The organism is Kitasatospora sp. NPDC058478 (genome assembly GCF_042720345.1).
In the GTDB taxonomy this organism is placed as follows: Bacteria; Actinomycetota; Actinomycetes; order Streptomycetales; family Streptomycetaceae; genus Kitasatospora.
The window spans coordinates 1-21,841 of sequence record NZ_JBHXML010000112.1; the positions used below are offsets into that span (position 1 = coordinate 1).

Here is a 21,841-nt window from a genome sequence, read left to right on the forward strand (position 1 = left end):
GCGCCGACCCGGGGGATGACGCCGGGCGCGCGGCCCTGGTCGCCGCCGAGACGCTGCGCCCGCGCGGCCGGGGCCGGGGCGAGCGGCCCGACGGCGACCAGGGCCGGGAGGGCGGGGAAGGCCGGGAGAACCGGGCCGGCCGGGACCGCTGGCTGGGGCGGCTGTGGCAGGGCGGGCGTGAACGGATGCCGGTGGACTGGCCGGCCCGGCTGCGGGAGTGGTGGCCGCACGCCCGGACCGGTCTGCCGCGTCGGGCGGGCGCCGTGCTGCTGCTGTTCCTCGCCCTCGGGTTGCTGCTGTGGGCGGGGGCGGTGTTCCGCTACCCCGTCGAGGCCGGGGTCCAGCTCAAGATCTCGCCCGACGGCGCCTTCGGCGGGCCGTTGAAGAAGGCCGGCGAGCACGCGGCCCAGCAGGTGGTCGGCCAACTGGGGGCGGCGCTGGTCGCCGCCGCCGTCCTCGCCTTCTTCCCCGCCCGGGTCGGCCTCGGTACGGCGGCCCTGACCGGCGTCGGGGCCTTCGCCATCGGCTACCTGCGGCTCGGACCGCCGATGACGGGCCTGGAGATGCCGAAACCGGTGGCCGAGCGGGTGGTGCTGTTCGAGGGCGGGATGGGCAGTTGGGCCGGCCTCGCGGCGGTGGCGGCGATCGTGGCGTCGTTCGTGCTGATCGAGCGCGCGGCGAACCGGCTGCTGAAGCCCGCGCACGAGGCCCGGCGGCAGGTGCGGGAGGCCTGGCGGCGGCTCGCCGGGCGGGGCGCGGCGGCACGGTGGGACGGCAAGCAGTGGCGGACGGGCCCCGTGGGCGCCCGCGACCGCGCGCTGTTCGCGCTCGGGAGCACCTGTGTGCTCGCCCTGCTGCTGTGGGCGGCGGTCGAGGTGCGGCTGGCGGCCACCGGGCACCACCCGACGCCGGCCTCCTGGGGGACCGGCCAGACCGGTGCGGCCTACCAGTCTGGGTTCGTCGTCCTGCTGGCCGTCGTCTCCCTCGCGAGCACCCTGGGGACGCCGGTCACCGCCCGGGCGCTCCTCGGCTGCTGGATCCCCGCCACCCTGGTGCTCGGCGCCTGGCCCGGACCGCTCGGCCCGGTCGAGGCGCTGCGGATCCCGGTGCTCCAGGGGCAGTTCACGGCCGTCGCGGAGTTCTGGGGGCACGGCGCGTTCTGGGCCGCGTTGCTGGTCGCGCTCCCGCTCGCGGCGTACGGGGTGCTGCGCACGGCCCGGGCGCGGGGGGCGGGTACGGGGCCGGGTACGGGGGCGGGCGGCTGACGGGCGAACGGCTGACAGATAACAGATGACAGAGTTCAGCTTTCAGATTTTGAAATCTGTTATCTGTTATCTGTCAGCTGTTAGTTGTCAGCCGCCCGCCGCCGGCGATCCAGCCGTCATCCGGCTCAGCCGACCAGCCGGGACAGTTCGATCGAGTGCCCGGTCCGTTCCACCTTCGCCCGCAGGTAGCGCACGTTGCTCGCGGACAGGTGTACACCGGTCGGCACCCGTCGCCGCACGGTGATCCCGAGGTCGGCCAACTGCTGCGCCTTGTCCGGGTTGTTGCTCAGCAGGTCGATGCCGGTGGCGCCGAGGGTGGCGAGCATCTGGGCGGCGGCGGTGTAGTCCCGGCCGTCCTCGGGCAGGCCGAGCGCCGTGTTGGCGTCGTACGTGTCCAATCCGGAGTCCTGCAAGGAGTAGGCCTCCAGCTTGTTGTAGAGCCCGATGCCCCGGCCCTCCTGCCGCAGGTACAGCAGGTAGCCGCCGGCCTCGGCGATCCGCTCGACCGACTCGCGCAGCTGCGGGCCGCAGTCGCAGCGGTCCGAGCCGAAGACGTCGCCGGTCAGGCACTCCGAGTGCAGGCGCACCAGCGGCGTCCCGCCCTCCGGCACCTCGCCGAACGCGAGCGCCAGGTGCTCCGCGCCGTCGGCGAGGTCGTGGAAGGTGAGGGCCTGCGCCTCGGCGCGGTAGCCGTCGTGGAAGGTCAGCGGGATGCGCACACGCGAGCGCACCGTGGCGGGGCCGGGCTGCGGCATGGGTGGGCCTCCGTCGATGAGGAGATGGGTCGGCGAACCGACGAACCGATGGGTCGAGAGGGGCGGGCCGGCCGGCCCGGGGTGGATCGGATGTCGATGACCGTACTCGGTAGTTCCAATTTGAACAACTAAATACTGTCCGTGCCCGATTCGACTACGGACTGTGGTTCAGTCGGGCTCCGTGCGGACGCGAGGGCGCTGGTGGATCGTACGGTCCGCGAGGCGTGGGGGTTTCAGCATGTGGATGCGTCGGGAGCCGGACCGTGGACACTGCGAGGATTTCCCCGTTTCCTGGGCACGGGAATGCCTCGCGCACGAGCACCGACGACCACGGAAGGTCCTGATCAGATGCCCACAACCCCTCCCGCCGCCACCTCCCCGACCTCCTTCGACGCCGAGCAGCGCGTGATCGAGGCGCTCTACGCGGACGTGGTCCGCCGGAACAGGGGTGAGATGGAGTTCCACCAGGCGGTCCACGAGGTCCTGGAGACCCTCGGGCCGGTGCTCGCCCGCCGCCCCGAGTTCGTCGACGCCCGGATCATCGAGCGGATCTGCGAGCCCGAGCGGCAGCTCATGTTCCGGGTGCCGTGGACGGACGACTCCGGCGACATCCACGTGAACCGCGGCTTCCGGGTGGAGTTCAGCAGCGTCCTCGGCCCGTACAAGGGCGGGCTGCGCTTCCACCCTTCGGTGAACCTCGGCATCGTCAAGTTCCTCGGCTTCGAGCAGATCTTCAAGAACGCGCTCACCGGGCTGTCGATCGGCGGCGGCAAGGGCGGCTCCGACTTCGACCCCAAGGGCCGCTCGGACGCCGAGGTCATGCGTTTCTGCCAGTCCTTCATGACCGAGCTGTACCGCCACCTCGGCGAGCACACCGATGTCCCCGCCGGGGACATCGGCGTCGGCGGCCGGGAGATCGGCTACCTGTTCGGCCAGTACAAGCGGATCACCAACCGCTACGAGAGCGGCGTGCTCACCGGCAAGGGCCTCGGCTGGGGCGGCGCGCAGGCCAGGACCGAGGCGACCGGCTACGGCTGCGTGCTGTTCACCGCCGAGATGCTGCACAGCCGCGGGGAGAGCCTGGACGGGCGCCGGGTCGTCGTCTCCGGCTCCGGCAACGTCGCCATCTACGCGATCGAGAAGGCGCAGCAGCTCGGCGCGACCGTGCTCACCTGCTCCGACTCCACCGGCTACGTGGTGGACGAGAAGGGCATCGACCTCGCGCTCCTCAAGGAGGTCAAGGAGGTCCGGCGCGGCCGGGTCGCCGACTACGCCGAACTGCGCGGCAGCCACGTCCGGTTCGTCGAGGGCCCGGGCGTGTGGAGCGTGCCCTGCGATGTCGCGCTGCCCTGCGCCACCCAGAACGAGCTGACCGGGACGGACGCGCTGGCCCTGGTGCGGGGCGGGGTGCTGGCGGTCGCCGAGGGGGCCAACATGCCCACCACCCCGGAGGCGGTCCGGGTGTTCCAGGAAGCCGGGGTGGCCTTCGGCCCGGGCAAGGCGGCGAACGCGGGCGGCGTGGCCACCAGCGCCCTGGAGATGCAGCAGAACGCCTCGCGCGACTCCTGGACCTTCGCCCGCACCGAGGAGCGGCTGGCCGGGATCATGAAGCACATCCACGACTCCTGCTTCACCACCGCCGAGCGCTACGGACACCCGGGCGACTACGTGGTGGGCGCGAACATCGCCGGCTTCGAGCTGGTCGGGGACGCGATGCTGGCCCAGGGCCTGATCTGAGCCCTGCCGCCCGCCACCCGGCGCCCGCGGTCCTCCGCCTGGCGCCCGCGGTCCTCCGCCTGGCGCCCGCGGCCCTTCGCCCGGTGCCGACGGCGCGACTCGCCGTCACCCGGCGATCGGTACCCGACCGGAGCGGGCACCGATTGTCGGGTGCGGCAGGGTGGGTCCTTCCTACGGTGGTGATCAGTAAGGGAAGGACGGGGTCGGAGTGCTGGAACACCTGAACCGGGCGATGGAGCACATCGAACGGAACCTGGACCAGGAGGTCGAGGTCGCCGAGCTGGCCCGGATCGCGATGACGTCGGAGTACCACTTCCGACGGTTGTTCTCGATGCTCTCCGGGATGCCGCTGTCGGACTACGTCCGGCGCCGGCGGTTGACCGTCGCCGGGGCCGAAGTCCTCGGCGGGGAGCGGACGTTGCTGGAGGTCGCGATCCGGTACGGCTACACCTCGGGGGAGGCGTTCGCCCGGGCGTTCCGGGCGATGCACGGGGTCGGGCCCGGTGAGGCCCGGCGCGAGGGCGCGGTGCTCAAGTCCCAGCCCCGGATGTCCTTCCGACTCGTCGTGGAGGGAAGCAGCAGTATGGAATACCGGATCATCGAGCAGCCGGACTTCCGGATCATCGGTCGGCGGGCGCGGGTCCCGCTGGTGCACGAGGGCGTGAACCCGGCCATCGCCTCGTTCATCAAGGGGCTCGGCCAGGAGACCGTCGACCGGATCTCGGCGCTCTCGGGCCGCGAGCCGGAAGGCATCCTCTCGGTCACCGAGTTCTTCTCGGAGAGCCGCGAAGAGGGTGTCGAACTCGACTACTACCACGCGGTGGTGGCGGACGCGGACACCGTCGTCCCGGACGGCCTGGACGTTCGGGAGGTGCCGGCGGGCACCTGGGCGGCCTTCTCCAACACCGGGACCTTCCCGAAGGCCCTCCAGGAGATGTGGCGGGACGTCTTCACGCAGTGGTTCCCGTCCAACCCGTACGAGTTCCGGCCGGGGCCGGAGATCCTGCGCACCCGGTTCCTGTCGGACGGCCAGGCGGAGGCCCAGCTGTGGATTCCGGTGGCGCGGGCGCTGCGCTGACGGACGGCCGCTGACAGCTGACAGCCGACAACTAACAGATGACAGATAACAGATTTCGAAATCTGTTATCTGTCATCTGTTTTTTGTTCGCCCATCCCGCCCACTGCCGCCGCCCGCCGCCCCGCCCGCCCCCGTTCGGCCCAGCAGCGCCCGCACCCGTCCTCCCCCGCCCGCATGCTGGGGCGGGGGAGGACGGGGGATCGCAACCGCTACCCGAGGAGTGGGATCACCGATGGCCAAGGCATTCGGCTTCGTCGACTACGGCGGGCCGGAGACACAGGAGTTCCTGGACCGCCCGGTGCTGGAGCCCGGCCCCGGGCAGCTGGCGATCGCGGTCGGCGCGGCCGGGGTGAACCCGGTGGACTGGAAGATCCGCACGGGCCTGCTCGGCCGGGAGCGCGAACTCCCCGCCGTCATGGGCCAGGAGGCCTCGGGCGTGGTCCTGCAAGTCGGCCCCGGGGTCACCGGGTTCACCCCGGGCGATGAGGTGTTCGGCCTCGCGGCCGCCGGTGCCTACGCCGAACAGACGCTGATGCGCGCCGAGTTGAGCGCGCTCAAGCCCGAGGGTGTCGGCTTCGACCAGGCGGCCGTCCTGCCCGTGTCGGCGGCCACCGCGGATGACGCCGTCCGCGACCTCGGCCTCGGCGCCGGCCGGACGCTGCTGATCCTCGGCATCGCCGGCGGTGTCGGCAGCGCGGCCGCCCAGATCGCCCGCAGTCGCGGCCTGATCGTCCTCGGCACCGCGAGCGACGCCAACCGTGCGTACGTGGAGTCCCTCGGCGCGGTGCCCGTCCGCTACGGCGACGGCGTCGCCGAACGGATCGCGGCCGCGGCGCCCGACGGCGTCGACGGCATCCTCGATCTGGTCGGGGGCGACGCCCTGCGGGCCGCCGCCCCCGTGCGCAAGGACCGTACGGAGCTGGTCAGCACCGCCGACCCGGCCACCGTGGCCGAACTCGGCGGCCGCTACATCACCCGCTCGACGACGTCCGAGACCCTGTCCGCGCTGGCGGCCCTGGTCGCCGCCGGTGAGCTGGACCCGAACATCACCGGCCGCTACCCGCTGGCCCGGGCCGCCGAGGCGCTCGCCTTCGTCGAATCCGGCCATGCCCGCGGCAAGGTGGTGCTCGAAGTCGCGTGACACAAGGCAAGAGTGACGATCAGTCAACAAAGACCGAGAGATCGAGAACCGAGAGAAGAAGTCGAGAGAAGAAGCCATGAAGCAGAACTCCGTGACCATCGGCGGCCCCTGCTGGGTCGAGCTGGGCACCTCCGACCCGGCCGCCGCCAGCACCTTCTACGGCGAGTTGTTCGGCTGGCGGGCCGAGGCCGATGTGCGCCCCGAGGCCAGCGGCTACACCCAGATGTTCCTCGGCGACGCCACGGCGGCCGCCGTCAGCCCGCGGTTCGCGCCGCAGCAGCCCATCGCCTGGTCGACCTGCTTCGCGGTCACCGACACCGACGCCACCGTCGCGAAGGTCGAGGACGCCGGCGGCAAGGTCCTGAAGGAGCCCACCGATGTGTCCGACCTCGGCCGCTTCGCGGTGGTCGGGGACAGCTCCGGCGCGGTGTTCCTGCTCTGGCAGGCCCGCGCGTTCGCGGGCGCCGAGGTGTTCAACGAGCCGGGCTCGCTCGGTTGGGTGGAACTGCTCACCCGCGACCCGGCCGGTGCGACCGCCTTCTACCCGGCGGTCTTCGGCTGGTCCGTCAGCCCGTCCGAGCAGTACACCCAGTGGGGCCTGGACGGCGCCGACTTCGGCGGCATGCTCGTGATGGACGACCGCTTCCCGCCGCAGGTGCCGCCGCACTGGCTGCCGTACTTCTCGGTCGCGGACGTCGACAACACCGTCGCCCGGGCGAGCGGCCTCGGCGCGGACGTGCTGATGGGGGCCACCGACGTGCCGGACGGCCCCCGGATCGCCGTGCTGCGCGACCCGCAGGGCGCGTCGTTCGGCGTCTACCTGGCCGGCACCGAGGGCTGACCGCCCGGAGGCCACGCCCCTGCCCGCGCCCCTGCCCGCGCCCCTGCCCGCGCCCCTGCCCGCGCCCCTGCCGAGGACCCCGCCGTCCTCCCGTCGGGCGCAGTCTCCGCCCTCACCCCGGACGCCGACTGCGGCTGGAGCGCCACGCCGCCGCCGTCGCGCCCGCCGTGACGAGCAGCGCGCCGATCGGCACCACGTCGCCGATCCGGTCGTACCAGGTCAGCGCCCCGGGCTCGGTGAGCGGCAGCCGGACGGTCAGCGCGCCGGTGCCGTCGGTACCGAGCCGGGCGAGCTCGCGGCCCTGCGCGTCGAAGGCCGCCGACACCCCGGTCAGCGAGGCCTGCACGGCCGGCCGGCCGGTCTCGGCGGCCCGGATCGCCGCCAGCGAGACGTGCTGCTCGGGTGCCCGGGTGTGCTGGAAGGTCGAGGTGGAGGACTGGTAGACCAGCACCCGGGCGCCGTCCCGCGCGGCGGTGCGGGCCAGGTCGGGGAAGGCCGACTCGAAGCAGATCAGCGCGCCGACCGGCAGCGGTCCTCCCGCCCGGTCGGTGGCCGGCAGGACGTGGAAGGCGGTGCCGGGCGCCCGGTTCTCGCCGGCCGCCCGGCTGACGCCGGCGATCCAGCCGAGCACCGGCCGCAGCGGGATGTACTCGCCGAAGGGCACCAGCCGGATCTTGCGGTAGCGGTCCAGCACGCCCGCAGGGGAGACCAGTACCGCGTCCTTGGAGATCCGCCCGTCCGCCTTGCGGGCGTCCTCCCCGGCAATGATCTGCGCCCCGGTGGCGGTGGAGAGTTGGCGCAGCCGGTCGAGCGCGGCCGGGTCGCGGTCGAGGTCGGCGGTGGTGCTGCTCTCGCCCCAGACGACCAGGTCCACCGGCTGCCCGCCGAGCGCGGCGGTGGCCTGGGCGCTGGCCTCGAACCGGGCCTGCGGGTCGTCCACGATGCCGGGCTGGACCAGCGCGACGGTGACCGCCCCGGCCGGGGCGGGGGCGTCGCGCAGGGCGAACAGCAGCGGGCCGGCGGCCAGGACCAGGACGGTGGTCAGCGCCGCGAGGGCGCGCGGCCGCCGGTGCACGGCGGTCAGGACGATCAGCACCCCGGTGTTGGCGGCCGCGACGGCCGCGCTGACCAGCCAGATCCCGCCGGTCGAGGCGAGCCCGAGGATCGCCGGGTGCTGCCACTGGGTGGCGCCGAGCAGTGCCCACGGCCCGCCGAGGGCGTCCCAGGAGCGCGCGTACTCGGTGGTCACCCAGACCGCCGGGACGACGACCAGCGCGAGCAGCGCCCGACGGCCGGTCAGCGGCGGGTGCAGCAGCCGGTGGACGGCGTACCCGAAGCCGCCCTGGAGCGCCCCGAACAGCACGGCGAGCACCGGTAGCCCCGGCCCGATGGACGGGACCAGCCAGTACATCGCGGTCAGGATGAAGCCCGCCCCGAACCACCACCCGCGCACCGCCGCCTCCCGCCCGCCGGGCGCGCGCTGCATCAGCAGCATCCCGGGGACGAGCGCGACCCACGCCAGCCAGGCCTGCCCCGGCGCCGGGAAGGCGAGCACCGGTACCGCCCCGGCGGCCAGGGCGCCGAACCGCGCGCGGTAGCGGTGCGGGCGCGCCTGCGGGTGGCCGCCGTGTCCGGACTGCCCGCCGTGTTCGGAGTGCCCGGGAGGTTCAGGGTGCCGGGGGTGCCCGGGATGCGAGGAGTGCTCGGGGTGCCCGGGATGCGGGGAGTGCTCAGGGTGCTCGCGGTGCTCGGAGTGCTCCCGGTGCGGCGTGCGCCGGGCGGGGCTGGTGAGGGCGAGGCGGCGGGGCATGCCCCGTATTGTCCGCTCGGACGGACTGCGCCACCAGTGTTCCTGTCACCCGAATGGACTATGGGAACACTGGTGGCCACCCCCGTGGCTCAGCCCTCGTCGCCCTCCAGGTCCCCCTCGGTCTCCAGGAACGCGGCCTGCAACTGCGCGATCAGCTCCGGGTCGGGCTGCTCCCAGAGCCCGCGGCTGGCCGCCTCCAGCAGCCGCTCGCTGATCCCGTGCAGCGCCCACGGGTTGGCGCCGGTCAGGAACTCCCGGTTGACGGGGTCGAGCACGTACTCCTGGGTGAGCTTCTCGTACATCCAGTCCGCGACCACGCCCGTCGTGGCGTCGTAGCCGAACAGGTAGTCCACCGTCGCGGCCATCTCGAACGCGCCCTTGTACCCGTGCCGGCGCATCGCCTCGATCCAGCGCGGGTTGACCACCCGGGCGCGGAAGACGCGGGCGGCCTCCTCGGTCAGCGTCCGGGTGCGGACCGTCTCCGGGCGGGTCGAGTCGCCGATGTAGGCGGTCGGCGCCTTGCCGGTGAGCGCCCGGACGGTGGCCACCATGCCGCCGTGGTACTGGAAGTAGTCGTCCGAGTCGGCGATGTCGTGCTCGCGGGTGTCGGTGTTCTTCGCGGCGACGGTGATCCGCTTGTACGCGGTCTCCATCTCCTCGCGGGCCGGCCGCCCGTCCAGTCCGCGCCCGTAGGCGTAGCCGCCCCAGACCGTGTACACCTCGGCCAGGTCGGCGTCGGTGCGCCAGTCCCGGCTGTCGATCAGCTGGAGCAGGCCCGCGCCGTAGGTGCCCGGGCGGGAGCCGAAGACGCGGACGGTGGCCTTGCGCTCGTCGCCGTGCACCGCGAGGTCGGCCTGGACGTGGGCGCGTACGAAGTTCTGCTCCGCGGGCTCCTCCTGGGCGGCGGCCAGGCGCACCGCGTCGTCCAGCAGGGCGACCACGTGCGGGAAGGCGTCGCGGAAGAAGCCGGAGATGCGCAGCGTCACGTCGATGCGCGGGCGGCCCAGCTCGGCGAGGGTGATCGGCTCCAGGCCGGTGACCCGGCGCGAGGCGTCGTCCCAGACCGGGCGGACGCCGAGCAGGGCGAAGGCCTCGGCGATGTCGTCGCCGGCGGTGCGCATCGCGCTGGTGCCCCACAGCGACAGCCCGACCGAGGGCGGGTAGGCGCCGTCGTTGTCGGCGGTGTACCGCTCGACCAGCGAGGCGGCGAGCGCCTGGCCGGTCTCCCAGGCGAGCTTGCTCGGGACGGCCTTCGGGTCGACGGAGTAGAAGTTGCGGCCGGTCGGCAGCACGTTGACCAGGCCGCGCAGCGGCGAGCCGGACGGCCCGGCCGGGACGAAGCCGCCGCGCAGCGCGTGCAGCACGGCGTCCAGCTCGTCGGTGGTGGCGGCCAGCCGCGGCACCACCTGGGTGGCGGCGAAGGTCAGCACCTCGTGGACGGCCTCCGGCAGCCCGGCGGCGACCTTCTCCACCGCCTCGACCGCCCAGTCCTGCGCCTCCATGGCCTCGACCAGGGCGCGGGCCTGGGCCTCGGCGGCGTCGGTGGCCCCGAGGGTGAGCGCGGCCTCGTCCAGCCCGAGCGCCTCGCGCAGGCCCGGCAGCGCGCTGACGCCGCCCCAGATCTGGCGGGCGCGCAGGATGGCGAGCACGATGTTGACCCGGTCGGTGCCGGCCGGCGCCTGTCCGAGGACGTGCAGGCCGTCGCGGATCTGGGCGTCCTTGATCTCGCACAGCCAGCCGTCGACGTGCAGCAGGAAGTCGTCGAAGCCGTCGTCCTCGGGGCGCTCGTCCAGACCGAGGTCGTGGTCCAGCTTGGCGGCCTGGATGAGGGTCCAGATCTGCGCGCGGATCGCGGGCAGCTTGGCCGGGTCCATCGCGGCGATGTTGGAGTGCTCGTCCAGCAGCTGCTCCAGGCGGGCGATGTCGCCGTAGGAGTCGGCGCGGGCCATCGGCGGGACGAGGTGGTCGACCAGGGTGGCGTGGGCGCGGCGCTTGGCCTGGGTGCCCTCGCCCGGGTCGTTGACCAGGAACGGGTAGATCAGCGGCAGATCGCCCAGGACGGCGTCGGGGCCGCACTCGGCGGACAGCGCGGCGGTCTTGCCGGGCAGCCACTCCAGGTTGCCGTGCTTGCCGAGGTGGATGACGGCGTGCGCGCCGAAGCCGCCGTCGGCCTGCGCGGCCTCGATCCAGCGGTAGGCGGCCAGGTAGTGGTGGCTCGGCGGCAGGTCGGGGTCGTGGTAGATGGCGACGGGGTTCTCGCCGAAGCCGCGCGGCGGCTGGATCAGGACGAGCAGGTTCCCGGAGCGGATCGCGGCCAGCACGATGTCGCCGTCCGGGTTCTGCGAGCGGTCGACGTACAGCTCGCCGGGGGCCGGGCCCCAGTGCTCCTCGACGTGCTCGCGCAGTCCTTGGGGGAGCGTGGCGTACCAGCGGCGGTAGTCGGCGGCGGGGATGCGCACCGGGTTGCGGGCCAGCTGGTCCTCGGTGAGCCAGTCCTGGTCGTAGCCGCCGGCCGCGATCAGGGCGTGGATCAGGGCGTCGCCCTCGTGGGAGGCGTCGAGGGAGGAGTCCTGGGACGCATCGGAGGAGCCGTCGGGCGAGGCGTCGTGGGAGCCGTCGTGGCCGTCCCCGTTCGTTCCGTCCAGCCCGGGGAGGTCCGAACCCAGGTCCATGCCCTCCGCGCGCAGCCGGTTCAGCAGGCGGATCGCGCTGGCCGGGGTGTCCAGGCCGACGGCGTTGCCGACCCGGGCGTGCTTGGTCGGGTAGGCGGACAGCACGAGCGCCAGGCGGCGCTCGGCGGCCGGGATGTGCCGCAGCCGGGCGTGCTTGACGGCGGTGCCGGCCACCCGGGCGGCGCGCTCCGGGTCGGCGGCGTAGACGGTGAGGCCGTCCTCGTCCAGCTCCTTGAAGGAGAACGGGACGCTGATCAGCCGGCCGTCGAACTCCGGCACCGCGATCTGGGTGGCGGTGTCCAGCGGGGACAGGCCGTCGTCGCTGGCCTCCCACTGGGCGCGCGACCAGGTGAGGCAGAGCGCCTGGAGGATCGGCCGGTCCAGGGCGGCGAGCGCGCCCGCGTCCCAGGCCTCCTCGTCGCCGCCGGCCTGTGCGTCGGCCGGGCGGGTGCCGCCGGCGGCGAGCACGGTGGTGACGAGCGTGTCGGCCTCGCCGAGCGCGGCCAGCAGCTCGGGCTCGGCGCCGCGCAGCGAGGCGCAGTAGTAGGCCCTGGCCTGCGCACCCTGGTCCTCGATCGCCCGGCAGAGCGTCTCGACGAAGGCGGTGTTGCCGCTCATGTGGTGGGCGCGGTAGTAGAGCACCGCGACCGTCGGGCCGTCCTGCGTACGGGCTTCGCGCTCCAGCGGCCCCCAGGCCGGGGCGGAGGCGGGCGGGGCGAAGCCGTGGCCGGTCAGCAGCACGGTGTCGGAGAGGAAGGCGGCCAGCTCGGCGAGGTTGGCGGCGCCGCCGTGCGCGAGGTAGGCGTGCGCCTCGGCGGCGATGCCGGCCGGGACGGTGGACAGCTCCATCAGCTGGGCGTCGGGGGCCTGTTCACCGGTCAGCACGATCACCGGGCGGGGGCCGGCCAACAGCGTGTCCAGGCCCTCCTGCCAGGCGCGGCGACCACCGAGCAGGCGGACCACGACGAGGTCGGTGCCCTCCAGCAGCGCGGGCAGGTCCTCGGGGGTGAGCCGGGCCGGGTTGCCGAGCCGGTAGCGGACCGGGCCCTCGGCGGCGCGGGCACTGAGCAGGTCGGTGTCGGACGTCGACAGCAGCAGGATCATGCGAAGGCCCTCCCGGCCTCGGAGCCGCCCCGAGCCGAAGGGCGCGCCGGCGTGGAAAGTGACGAGTGACGAGCGACGGACGAAAGCGCGTGGCATGCGACGGACGAAGGCGCGTGGCATGCGGCGGACGAAAGCGGGCGACGGCGCGTGACCGGCGACCGAAGGAGCGCCGAGACGTCGGCGAAGCGCCCGGAGTCGGGCGGGCGTGAGGTGCCCGGGGACCCGGGCGCGGGCATGCGGCAGCGCATTGCTCTTCGAGCCTTCCTCGGGGTCCGCGCCCCGGGCCGGTGGAGGACGGCAGGAGTTCCTGGCTCCCGCGGCCGTCCGGTCTCCCGGTGAACCGCGGTCACAGTGGCGGGACCGCACCGGGCTTGCACCGGTTTCCTCCCCTGCGCCGTCGCTGGCGTGCGGACGGTCCGCGGGGACCGTCCGCCAGCATCGTACGGGGTGCGGCTGACCTGGGGGAGGGTGATCCCGGGGAGGCCGCCCGGAGCGCCCGGGGTGTGAGGCGACGGACAAAGGCAACCGATCGGATCATCTGTATGCTCGCGGCCATGCCACCGACACCCGACGCCACCGCGCCGGGCGCCGCGGTGCCCGACCGGGGGCGCGCGGACGCCTGCCCAGGGGCCCTTCGTCTACATCCGGCCGACGACGGCGCCCTGGCCCGGGTCCGGCTGCCCGGCGGCCTGCTGACGGTCCGTCAGGCATTGGCGCTGGCCGACGCCGCCGAGGCGCTCGGCGACGGCGAACTGGAGACCACCTCCCGCGGCAACGTCCAACTCCGCGGCCTGGCTTCGCACTGCGGGGCCGAACTCGCCGAACGGCTGCGCGCCGTCGGCCTACTGCCCTCGGACACGCACGAACGGGTCCGCAACATCGTGGCCTCCCCGCTCGCCGGGCTCGACGGACACGGCTTCGCCGACGTGCAGGCCTGGGTGCGGGAGCTGGACGCGCGGCTGTGCGCGAGCGACTGGGCGGCCGGGCTCTCCGGCAAGTTCCTGTTCGCGCTGGACGACGGGCGGGGCGACGTCGCCGCGTTCGACGCCGATGTGACATTGATCGCAGGCCCGGACGGGTCGGCGCTGCTGCGCCTCGGACGGGCCTCCCACGGGCGTCCGGTGCCGGCGGGGCAGGAGGTGGCGGCCGTGCTCGACGCGGCCCGGGCCTTCCTGGACGTGCTGCGCGAGAGCGGGCGCAAGGCCTGGCACCTGCGCGAGGTCCCCGAGCTGCTGCCGGCCGGGCCCGTGCCGGTGCCCGCCCTCGCCGGGGCCGCGCCCGCGGTCGGCGTGGTCCGCACGGCCGGCTCGTTCCCCGAGGTGGCGGGCGGGCTGTCGGTGGGCATGCGCTTCGGCCGGGCCGGCGCCGCGCAGTGGCGGGAACTCGCGGGCGCCTGCGCCGGGGAGATCCGGCTGACGCCCTGGCGCGGCGCGGTGCTGCCGGGGGCGCCGGCCGACCGGCTGCCCGCGCTGGCGGCGGCCGGGTTCCGGACCGCGCCCGGCTCGCCCTGGGAGCGGGCCACCGCCTGCACCGGACTGCCGGGGTGCGCCAAGTCGCGGGCCGACGTCCGGGCCGACGCGGCGCGGGCGCTCGATGCGGCAGCTGCCACCGGGAGCCCGCCGGTCGGCGGCCTTCCGGCTACCGGCCTTCCGGTTACCGGCTTTCCGGCCGCGGGCCTTCCGATGGCCGGCCTCCCGGTGCACTGGTCGGGGTGTGAACGACGCTGCGGTCATCCGGCCGGGCGGTGGGTGGACGTGCTCGCCACCGGGCAGGGCTACCGGGTGACGGTGAACGGTCCGGCGGCCGCCGGGGCGGCCGTGGACGTGACGAACGAGGAGATGGCCGAGGCGGTCGCCGAGGCCAGGAGGACCACGAAGTGATCGAGTACGAGAAGGACGGCGCGTCCATCTACCGCCAGTCCTTTGCCACCATCCGTGCGGAGGCCGACCTGGCCGCCCTCCCGGCGGACGTCTCCCAGGTCGCGGTGCGGATGATCCACGCCTGCGGGATGGTCGACCTGGTCGAGGACCTGGTGTACTCACCGGGCGTGGTCGCCTCCGCGCGCGCGGCGCTGCGGGCCGGGGCGCCGATCCTGTGCGACGTGAACATGGTGGCGAGCGGCGTCACCCGCAAGCGGCTGCCCGCCGACAACGAGGTCGTGTGCACCCTCACCGACCCGTCCGTGCCGGAGCTCGCCCGGAAGATGGGCAACACCCGCAGCGCCGCCGCCATGGAGCTGTGGCTGCCCCGGCTGGAAGGCGCGGTGGTGGCCGTCGGCAACGCGCCGACCTCGCTGTTCCGGCTGCTGGAGATGATCGAGGCCGGAGCGCCGCGCCCGGCCGCGGTGATCGGCGTCCCGGTCGGCTTCATCGGCGCCGCCGAGTCCAAGCAGGCCCTGGCCGAGCACCCGTCCGGCCTGGAGCACCTGGTGGTGCGCGGCCGGCGCGGCGGCAGCGCGATCGCCGCCGCCGCCGTCAACGCGATTGCGAGCGAAGAAGAGTGACGGATCGTCAGATCTCTGGTGTCGGACGGCTCTACGGGGTCGGGCTCGGCCCCGGCGACCCGTCGCTGGTGACCGTCCGGGCGGCCGAACTCATCGGCAAGGCCGACGTGGTGGCCTACCACAGCGCCCGGCACGGCCGGTCCATCGCGCGTTCGATCGCCGAGCGCTATCTGACGGGTGGTCAGATCGAGGAGAAGTTGGTCTACCCGATCACGGTCGAGACCACCGACCACCCGGGCGGCTACCGAGGCGCGCTGGACGACTTCTACGAGGAGGCCTCCGCCCGGCTGGCCGCCCACCTGGACGCCGGCCGCGACGTCGTGGTCCTCGCCGAGGGCGACCCGCTGTTCTACGGCTCGTACCAGCACATGCACAAGCGGCTCGCGCACCGCTACCCGACCGAGGTGGTGCCGGGCGTGACCTCCGTCAGCGCCGCGGCCGCCCGGCTCGGCCAGCCGCTGACCGAGGCCGAGGAGACGCTCACCGTCATCCCGGGCACGCTGCCCGAGGAGGAGCTGACGGCGCGGATCGCCGCCGCCGACTCCGCCGTGATCATGAAGCTGGGGCGCACCTTCCCGGCCGTCCGGCGGGCGCTGGAGCGGGCCGGCCGGCTCGACGACGCGCAGTACGTCGAGCGCGCGTTCATGGACGGGGAGCGCATCCTGCCGCTCGCGGAGGTCGAGGGCGAGACCGTCCCGTACTTCTCGGTGGCGGTGCTGCCGAGCAAGGTCGCGCCGCTGGAGCCGGTGGAGCGGCGGACGGACGGCGCGGGCGCGGTGGCCGTCATCGGCACCGGTCCGGCCGGGCCGCTCTGGCTCACTCCCGAGGCGCGCGGCGTCCTCGCCGAGGCGACCGACCTGGTCGGCTACACCACCTACCTGGACCGGGTGCCCGAGCGGCCGGGGCAGCGGCGGCACGGCTCGGACAACAAGGTGGAGTCGGAGCGCGCCGAGTACGCCCTCGAACTGGCCCGGCGCGGGCACAAGGTCGCGGTGGTGTCCTCGGGCGACCCGGGCGTCTTCGCGATGGCCACCGCCGTCCTGGAGGTCGCCTGCGAGGAGGCCTACCGGGACGTCCCGGTGCGGATCGTCCCGGGGATGACCGCGGCGCACGCGGCCGCCTCCCGGGCCGGCGCCCCGCTCGGGCACGACTACGCGGTGGTGTCGCTGTCGGACCGGCTCAAGCCCTGGGACGTGGTGGCCCGCAGGCTGCGCGCGGCGGCCGAGGCGGACCTTGTGCTCGCGCTCTACAACCCGGGCTCGAAGTCGCGCACCACGCAGGTCGCCCTCGCCCGGGACCTGCTGCTGGAGTACCGCGCGCCCGAGACGCCGGTGGTGATGGCGCGTGACGTCGGCGGGCCGACCGAGCGCGTGCGGATCGTCCGGTTGGGCGAGCTGGATCCGGCGCTGGTCGACATGCGGACGATCCTGCTGATCGGCTCCTCGCAGACCCAGGCGGTCGAGCGGGGCGGCGGCGTGAAGGTCGTCTGGACGCCGCGGCGGTACCCGGAGGAGTAACGGGTGACGACTGACAGATGACAGCTAACAGATTTCATCATCTGTTAGCTGTCATCTGTTTTCTGTTACTTGTTCGCCGCCCGGCGTCCCCGCCTCCCCGTCACCGGGTCGGCTTCGTGATCACCAGCTCCGTGTTGTGGTCCTCGCCCGCGCCCAGCAGCGCCGCCGGCCGGCCGTTCGGGTCGTTGTACGACAGCTCGCGGTACAGCGCGGCGAGGTTGGCGTCCGAGGTGCTGCCGAAGTCCGTGCCGTACGGTGCGGAGGACTCGATCAGCGTCGTGAACAGGGAGAGCGTGCCGTCCCCGTTGTCCGCGATCTCGATGATGCGCCCGTGCTGCGGGTAGTCGATGTGCGAGGCGGTGTTGATCTCCCAGAACGCCCGCTCCGGCACCGCGTGGCCGTGCGCCGTGACCTTGTTCATGTGGGTGTGGCCGTTCACCCACGCGATCACGTTCGGGTGGCGCTGGAGCAGCGCCACCAGCTCGTTGCCGTCGTGCCGCTTCTCGAAGATGTTGCGCGGGTCGGGCAGCAGGTTGCCCATGGTGGTGCTCGTGTGGTGGCTGAACAGGAGGATCACCTCGTCCGTGCTGCCACCCGTCACCTTGCGTCCGTCGGTGTCGTACCAGTGCCCGCTGTGCGCCTTCAACTGCTGTTCCAGCCAGCGCAGTTGCGCGGCGCCCAGTGAACCGTCCGCGAATCCGGCCTGGTTGGTGGTGTCCAGGCTGATGCCGAGCACCTTCTCCGAGATGCGGAAGGTGTAGTAGAGCTTGCCGCTGCCCACCATGTCCGAGGTGAAGCCGTGCCCGTACGGGCCGGCGCCGGTGTGCGCCGGGTTCAGGTGGGCCTTGGCGAACTCCTTGAGCGTGAACGGCCGTCGGCGCTCGTCCGGGGTGATCCGGCGCACCGCGTCGCCGCTCGCGAGCAGCTTCGCGAGCAGGAGCGCGGCGCCGGCCGGGTCGCGGCGCAGCGAGTCCATCAGCCGCGCCGCGTCGGCGTCGTTGCAGCCCTCCAGCTTGTACTGGCCGGTGTAGAGGTCGTTCAGCAGCCCGAGGTCCGGCAGTGAACCCTCAAGGCTGTCATCGTGGTTGCCGACCGTCGTGTACCAGGGCGTACGCAGGCCCGGCGCGTCGAACGGCCGGCCGGCGGCGTCGAGGAAGCCCGGTATCTGCGGGAAGCCCTTCGCCTTGTAGTCGTCGTTGTAGGCGAGTTCGGGGTTCCAGTAGGCGGCGTTGCCCGAGTTCTGCACGCCTTCGTAGCGGTTCGGGTCACCGGTGTTCTGGGCGAGCCGGCCGCCGCCCATGACGGTGAGGTACCAGTCGAGTTCGGCCTGCTCGTGGTTGTCGGTGTTGTCGCCGGTGGCCATCACCATGCTGAACGGCATCCCGGTGTAGGGGCCGCCGTCGAGCGCGTTGACCCGCTCGACGAGGGCCGAGACGCCGCGGGCGTTCAGGGCCTCCTGCGGCCGGTACGCGCTGCCGGTGAACCGGGCCAGGTACTCGAATCGCACCGGGGACTCGGTGTCCACCAGGTGCAGGTCGCTGAACTGGACGAAGCTGGCCAGCCCGGTCCGTCGGTCGTCCCGCCCGGTGCCCGGCGCCGCCAGGTCGCCGCGAACCACCAGCGGCCAGCCCGGCCCGGCCGTCAGTCGCTTGTACCCGCCGGTGCCGACGGGCGTGGCCACCTGGTCGAGCGTGGTGCCCGTCGTCTTGACCGCCCGCGCGGCGGTGGCCGTCAGTGCGTGCTCGCGCTCCGCCGCCGAGGCGAACTGCCCGCCGCCCAGCGACAAGGCCGACCAGGCGGCGGCCACCGACGTACCGGTGAGGAACGTACGCCGACTCATCCCTGCCACAAAAACCCCCACATGCTGATGGCCCGGCCGGACAACCCGGCCACCGGACCCCGTGTCATGAACCCGCCCTCTGGCGGACCGCCAGATTACTCACTGGTAGGAGCGGGGTGGGAGGCCCGTGCGGAGAACTCTTCGGGAACGCGGGGCAGCGGCCGCTCCCCGACTCGGACACCGGGCCGCGGGGCCCCGCTCCACCGCCCCCGGTCGGGGCGCGGCCAGGCGAATGGGGGAAAATCGGTACCGACGGCCGGTGCGGCCGCACCTCAACGGAGCCGGAAGCGAGACGCAGGTGGCCAAAGCGGGAGCCGAAGCGGGAGCCGAGGCGGGGGCCGAAGCCGGGGCCGAAGCGGCGGCCAAGGCTGGAGTCGAAGCCGGGGGCCGGGCCGGCCAGCTGAAGAGCAGCGGCCTGCGGCACGGCTGGACCACGGGCGCCTGCGCCACCGCCGCCACCAAGGCCGCGTACACCGCGCTGCTCACCGGTGAGTTCCCGGACCCGGTGGCCATCACCCTCCCCAAGGGCCAGCAGCCGGCCTTCGCCCTCGCCGCCGAGGAACTCGTCGCCGCGGAACTTGCCCCCAGGGCCGGGGGACTGGCCACCGGGGAGCGGGCCACCGAGGGCCGAGCCGCCGCCCCGCCCATGCCGGCGAGCGCCATGGCCGCCGTGGTCAAGGACGCCGGCGACGATCCCGACGTCACCCACGGCGCGCTGATCCGCTCGACGGTGCGGGCCGGCGAGCCCGGCGCCGGCGTGGTGTTCCGGGCCGGCCCGGGGGTGGGGACGGTCACCAAGGCGGGCCTGCCGCTGCCCGTCGGCGAGCCCGCGATCAACCCGGTGCCCCGGCAGATGATCCGCGACGCCGTGGCGGAGGTGGCCGCCGCGCACGGCGGCAGCGGGGACGTGGTGGTCGAGATCTCCGTGGACCACGGCGAGGAGATCGCCCGTTCCACCTGGAATCCACGGCTGGGCATCCTCGGGGGCCTGTCCATCCTCGGGACCACCGGCATCGTCGTCCCCTACTCCTGCTCCGCCTGGATCGACTCCATCCGCCGCGGCGTGGACGTGGCCCGGGCGGCGGGCCGCACCCACGTGGCCGGCTGTACCGGTTCGACCTCCGAGAAGGTCGCCGTCGCCGTGCACGGACTGCCTGAGGACGCGCTGCTCGACATGGGCGACTTCGCGGGCGCCGTCCTCAAGTACCTCAAGCGCCACCCGGTGCCCCGGCTGACGATCGCGGGCGGCTTCGCCAAGCTGTCCAAGCTCGCCGCCGGCCACCTCGACCTGCATTCGGCGCGCTCCCAGGTGGACAAGGGGTACCTGGCCGAACTGGCGCGGCGGGGCGGGGCCGACGGGGCGCTGGCCGAGGCGGTGGCCGCCGCCAACACCGGGTTGGAGGCGGTGCAGTTGTGCCGGGCGGCCGGGGTGCCGCTGGGCGATCTGGTCGCCGAGGCGGCGCGGGCGACGGCGCTCGGCGTGCTGGTCGGCTCGCCGGTGGCGGTGGACGTCATCTGCATCGACCGCGCGGGCACCGTCGTCGGCCGGGTGGAGCCGCTCGGGCCGTGACGCTCTCACAGAATCGCGGCAATACCGCCTGGTGATGTGAAGATCTGACGTTCATACGGGGCGAGAAACGGACAAAAGTAGTGTCACGCCCGCCCCTGGTTCTGTCGCCATCTCAACCATGAGATATGGTCTGGCGAGTGACAGGCGACTACCTCACCCGTATCGGCACCCTCATCCGTACCGCCCGCCAGCACCGCGGCTGGTCCCAGGCACAGCTCGGCGAGGCCCTCGGCACCAGCCAGAGCGCGGTCAACCGCATCGAGCAGGGCAAGCAGAACGTCAGCCTTGAGATGATCGCGCGCATCGGCGAAGCCCTCGACAGCGAGATCGTCTCCCTCGGCTACTCCGGCCCGATGCACCTGCGGGTCGCCGGCGGCACCCGACTCTCCGGCGCCATCGACGTCCGCAGCAGCAAGAACGCCTGCGTCGCGATCCTCTGCGCCTCGCTGCTGACCACCGGACGCACCACGCTGCGCAGCGTCGCCCGGATCGAAGAGGTCTACCGCATCCTCGAGGTGCTCACCAGTGTCGGCGTCAAGAGCCGCTGGACCAACGACGGCCGCGACCTCGAACTCACCCCGCCCGCCGAGCTCGACCTCGCGGCGATGGACGTCGAGGCGGCCCGCCGCACCCGCAGCGTGCTGATGTTCCTCGGCCCGCTGATGCACCGCGCCAGCCGCTTCGCCATCCCGTACGCGGGTGGCTGCGACCTCGGCACCCGCACCGTCGAGCCGCACCTGACCGCGCTGCGCCGCTTCGGGCTGGAGGTCGCCACCACCGGCGGCGCCTACCACGCCTCGGTCGAGCCGGGCACCCCGCTGGACCGTCCGATCGTGCTGACCGAGCGCGGGGACACCGTCACCGAGAACGCCCTGCTGGCCGCCGCCCGGCACGACGGCGTCAGCGTCATCCGCAACGCCTCGCCCAACTACATGGTCCAGGACCTGTGCTTCTTCCTGGAGAAGCTGGGCGTACGGATCGAGGGCGTCGGCACCACCACCCTCACCGTCCACGGCGTCCCGGAGATCACCTGCGACGTCGACTACACCCCGGCCGAGGACCCGGTGGAGGCGATGAGCCTGCTCGCCGCCGCCGTCGTCACCTCCTCCGAGCTGACGATCCGCCGGGTGCCGATCGAGTTCCTGGAGATCGAACTCGCGGTGCTGGAGGGGATGGGCCTCGACTACGACCGGACCCCCGAGTACCGGGCCCACAACGGCCACACCCGCCTGGTCGACCTCACCGTGCGCCCGTCCAAGCTGACCGCGCCGATCGACACCATCCACCCGATGCCGTTCCCCGGCATCAACATCGACAACGTGCCGTTCTTCGCGGCCATCGCCGCGGCCGCCCACGGCACCACGATGATCCACGACTGGGTCTACGACAACCGTGCGATCTACCTCACCGAGCTGACCCGCCTCGGCGCCGACGTCAAGCTCCTCGACCCGCACCGCGTCCTGGTCCAGGGCCCCACCCGCTGGCGCGCCGCCGAGATGATGTGCCCGCCGGCCCTGCGCCCTGCGGTCGTCATCCTCCTTGCGATGCTCGCCGCCCAGGGCACCTCCGTCCTGCGCAACGTCTACGTCATCAACCGCGGCTACGAGGACCTCGCCGAGCGCCTCAACTCCATCGGCGCGCAGATCGAGACCTTCCGCGACATCTGATCCGATCCGGATCTGAAGCACGATCAGATGGCCGACCGGCCGCACGCCTTGCGGCCGGTCGGCCATCTGCGGGCTACTCGCACCTCCTCGCCGTAGTGCCCTGGACGTCCAACGACTCGGCAGCGGCGACGAGTTGACGGGCGTGGTTGCACCCGCGACGCCAGGCCGCGAAGGCTTCGTCCGGGTCGGCGGTGTCGGCGTCGACATTCGGCCGAGCCGAGCCGACCCGGCCGGCCGTCCTAGCGCAGGTGCTGCAACCACCGCACCGCGCCCGGTACGTCCGGGGCCGCCGGTACGCCGTCGGGCAGCGGCGTGCGTTCCTCGACGACCACCGGGAGCCC

Annotated in this window: 13 protein-coding genes, 1 pseudogene and 1 riboswitch; of the genes and pseudogenes, 10 read left to right on the plus strand and 4 right to left on the minus strand. The window is 73.5% G+C overall.

What is annotated here, in order from left to right:
- Window positions 1-1,265: pseudogene (locus tag ACFWPT_RS38715) on the plus strand (hypothetical protein); the annotation flags it as partial.
- A gap of 125 nt (window positions 1,266-1,390) precedes the next feature.
- On the opposite strand, the gene ribA reads toward ACFWPT_RS38715, so the two are convergent.
- Window positions 1,391-2,020: a GTP cyclohydrolase II gene (gene ribA, locus ACFWPT_RS38720; protein WP_380487594.1), complete on the minus strand. Its 630-nt coding sequence runs from the start codon at window positions 2,018-2,020 to the stop codon at window positions 1,391-1,393.
- A 348-nt stretch (window positions 2,021-2,368) separates the two neighbouring features.
- Here ribA and gdhA point away from each other — a divergent pair, with 348 nt between their 5' ends.
- The 4 genes from gdhA to ACFWPT_RS38740 all read left to right on the plus strand — a co-directional run bounded on the left by gdhA (window position 2,369) and on the right by ACFWPT_RS38740 (window position 6,817).
- Window positions 2,369-3,757 (plus strand): NADP-specific glutamate dehydrogenase, encoded by a 1,389-nt coding sequence (gdhA, locus tag ACFWPT_RS38725; RefSeq protein WP_380487597.1) that lies wholly within the window; start codon window positions 2,369-2,371, stop codon window positions 3,755-3,757.
- 208 nt (window positions 3,758-3,965) lie between these two features.
- Window positions 3,966-4,835 carry an AraC family transcriptional regulator gene (locus tag ACFWPT_RS38730; protein ID WP_063350066.1) on the plus strand — a complete coding sequence of 290 codons (870 nt, stop codon included), beginning with the start codon at window positions 3,966-3,968 and terminating at the stop codon, window positions 4,833-4,835.
- A 232-nt stretch (window positions 4,836-5,067) separates the two neighbouring features.
- Window positions 5,068-5,976 (plus strand): NADP-dependent oxidoreductase, encoded by a 909-nt coding sequence (locus ACFWPT_RS38735; protein ID WP_380487600.1) that lies wholly within the window; start codon window positions 5,068-5,070, stop codon window positions 5,974-5,976.
- A 76-nt stretch (window positions 5,977-6,052) separates the two neighbouring features.
- On the plus strand, window positions 6,053-6,817 hold the full coding sequence (locus ACFWPT_RS38740) for a VOC family protein (RefSeq protein WP_363367249.1): 765 nt from the start codon (window positions 6,053-6,055) through the stop codon (window positions 6,815-6,817).
- Window positions 6,818-6,929: 112 nt separating this feature from the next.
- On the opposite strand, the gene lnt is transcribed toward ACFWPT_RS38740, so the two are convergent.
- Window positions 6,930-8,627, minus strand: a complete 1,698-nt coding sequence (lnt, locus tag ACFWPT_RS38745) for an apolipoprotein N-acyltransferase (RefSeq protein WP_380487604.1) — start codon at window positions 8,625-8,627, stop codon at window positions 6,930-6,932.
- Window positions 8,628-8,716: 89 nt separating this feature from the next.
- Window positions 8,717-12,403 carry a cobaltochelatase subunit CobN gene (gene cobN, locus ACFWPT_RS38750; protein ID WP_380487606.1) on the minus strand — a complete coding sequence of 1,229 codons (3,687 nt, stop codon included), beginning with the start codon at window positions 12,401-12,403 and terminating at the stop codon, window positions 8,717-8,719.
- A gap of 301 nt (window positions 12,404-12,704) precedes the next feature.
- Window positions 12,705-12,790: riboswitch (cobalamin riboswitch) on the minus strand.
- Between the two features lie 167 nt (window positions 12,791-12,957).
- On the opposite strand from cobN, the gene ACFWPT_RS38755 reads away from it, so the two are divergent.
- From ACFWPT_RS38755 to ACFWPT_RS38765, 3 genes are read left to right on the plus strand one after another with little or no spacing between them, the layout of a single operon-like run.
- Window positions 12,958-14,283 (plus strand): hypothetical protein, encoded by a 1,326-nt coding sequence (locus tag ACFWPT_RS38755; protein WP_380487608.1) that lies wholly within the window; start codon window positions 12,958-12,960, stop codon window positions 14,281-14,283.
- Window positions 14,280-14,906 carry a precorrin-8X methylmutase gene (locus tag ACFWPT_RS38760; protein ID WP_063350072.1) on the plus strand — a complete coding sequence of 209 codons (627 nt, stop codon included), beginning with the start codon at window positions 14,280-14,282 and terminating at the stop codon, window positions 14,904-14,906. The genes ACFWPT_RS38755 and ACFWPT_RS38760 overlap by 4 nt, the downstream gene beginning before the upstream one ends.
- Window positions 14,903-16,423 (plus strand): precorrin-2 C(20)-methyltransferase, encoded by a 1,521-nt coding sequence (locus ACFWPT_RS38765; protein ID WP_380487611.1) that lies wholly within the window; start codon window positions 14,903-14,905, stop codon window positions 16,421-16,423. Before ACFWPT_RS38760 ends, ACFWPT_RS38765 begins: the two co-directional genes overlap by 4 nt.
- Before the next feature lie 100 nt (window positions 16,424-16,523).
- Here ACFWPT_RS38765 and ACFWPT_RS38770 read toward each other — a convergent pair whose 3' ends face one another.
- Window positions 16,524-18,263: a TIGR03767 family metallophosphoesterase gene (locus tag ACFWPT_RS38770; protein WP_380487614.1), complete on the minus strand. Its 1,740-nt coding sequence runs from the start codon at window positions 18,261-18,263 to the stop codon at window positions 16,524-16,526.
- 400 nt (window positions 18,264-18,663) lie between these two features.
- Between ACFWPT_RS38770 and ACFWPT_RS38775 the strand changes: the two genes are divergently transcribed.
- Together ACFWPT_RS38775 and ACFWPT_RS38780 are read left to right on the plus strand one after the other, a co-directional pair.
- On the plus strand, window positions 18,664-19,833 hold the full coding sequence (locus tag ACFWPT_RS38775) for a cobalt-precorrin-5B (C(1))-methyltransferase (protein ID WP_380487620.1): 1,170 nt from the start codon (window positions 18,664-18,666) through the stop codon (window positions 19,831-19,833).
- A gap of 137 nt (window positions 19,834-19,970) precedes the next feature.
- A complete protein-coding gene (locus tag ACFWPT_RS38780; protein ID WP_380487617.1) occupies window positions 19,971-21,500 on the plus strand; it encodes a UDP-N-acetylglucosamine 1-carboxyvinyltransferase in 1,530 nt (509 codons plus the stop codon).
- Window positions 21,501-21,841: the final 341 nt, after the last annotated feature.

What these genes read in the sequence shown, in the direction of transcription:
- ribA (WP_380487594.1), bottom strand. Translation starts at nt 2,020, where the DNA reads ATGCCGCAGCCCGGCCCCGCCACGGTGCGCTCGCGTGTGCGCATCCCG.
- gdhA (WP_380487597.1), top strand. Translation starts at nt 2,369, where the DNA reads ATGCCCACAACCCCTCCCGCCGCCACCTCCCCGACCTCCTTCGACGCC.
- ACFWPT_RS38735 (WP_380487600.1), top strand. Translation starts at nt 5,068, where the DNA reads ATGGCCAAGGCATTCGGCTTCGTCGACTACGGCGGGCCGGAGACACAG.
- ACFWPT_RS38740 (WP_363367249.1), top strand. Translation starts at nt 6,053, where the DNA reads ATGAAGCAGAACTCCGTGACCATCGGCGGCCCCTGCTGGGTCGAGCTG.
- lnt (WP_380487604.1), bottom strand. Translation starts at nt 8,627, where the DNA reads ATGCCCCGCCGCCTCGCCCTCACCAGCCCCGCCCGGCGCACGCCGCAC.
- cobN (WP_380487606.1), bottom strand. Translation starts at nt 12,403, where the DNA reads ATGATCCTGCTGCTGTCGACGTCCGACACCGACCTGCTCAGTGCCCGC.
- ACFWPT_RS38755 (WP_380487608.1), top strand. Translation starts at nt 12,958, where the DNA reads ATGCCACCGACACCCGACGCCACCGCGCCGGGCGCCGCGGTGCCCGAC.
- ACFWPT_RS38770 (WP_380487614.1), bottom strand. Translation starts at nt 18,263, where the DNA reads ATGAGTCGGCGTACGTTCCTCACCGGTACGTCGGTGGCCGCCGCCTGG.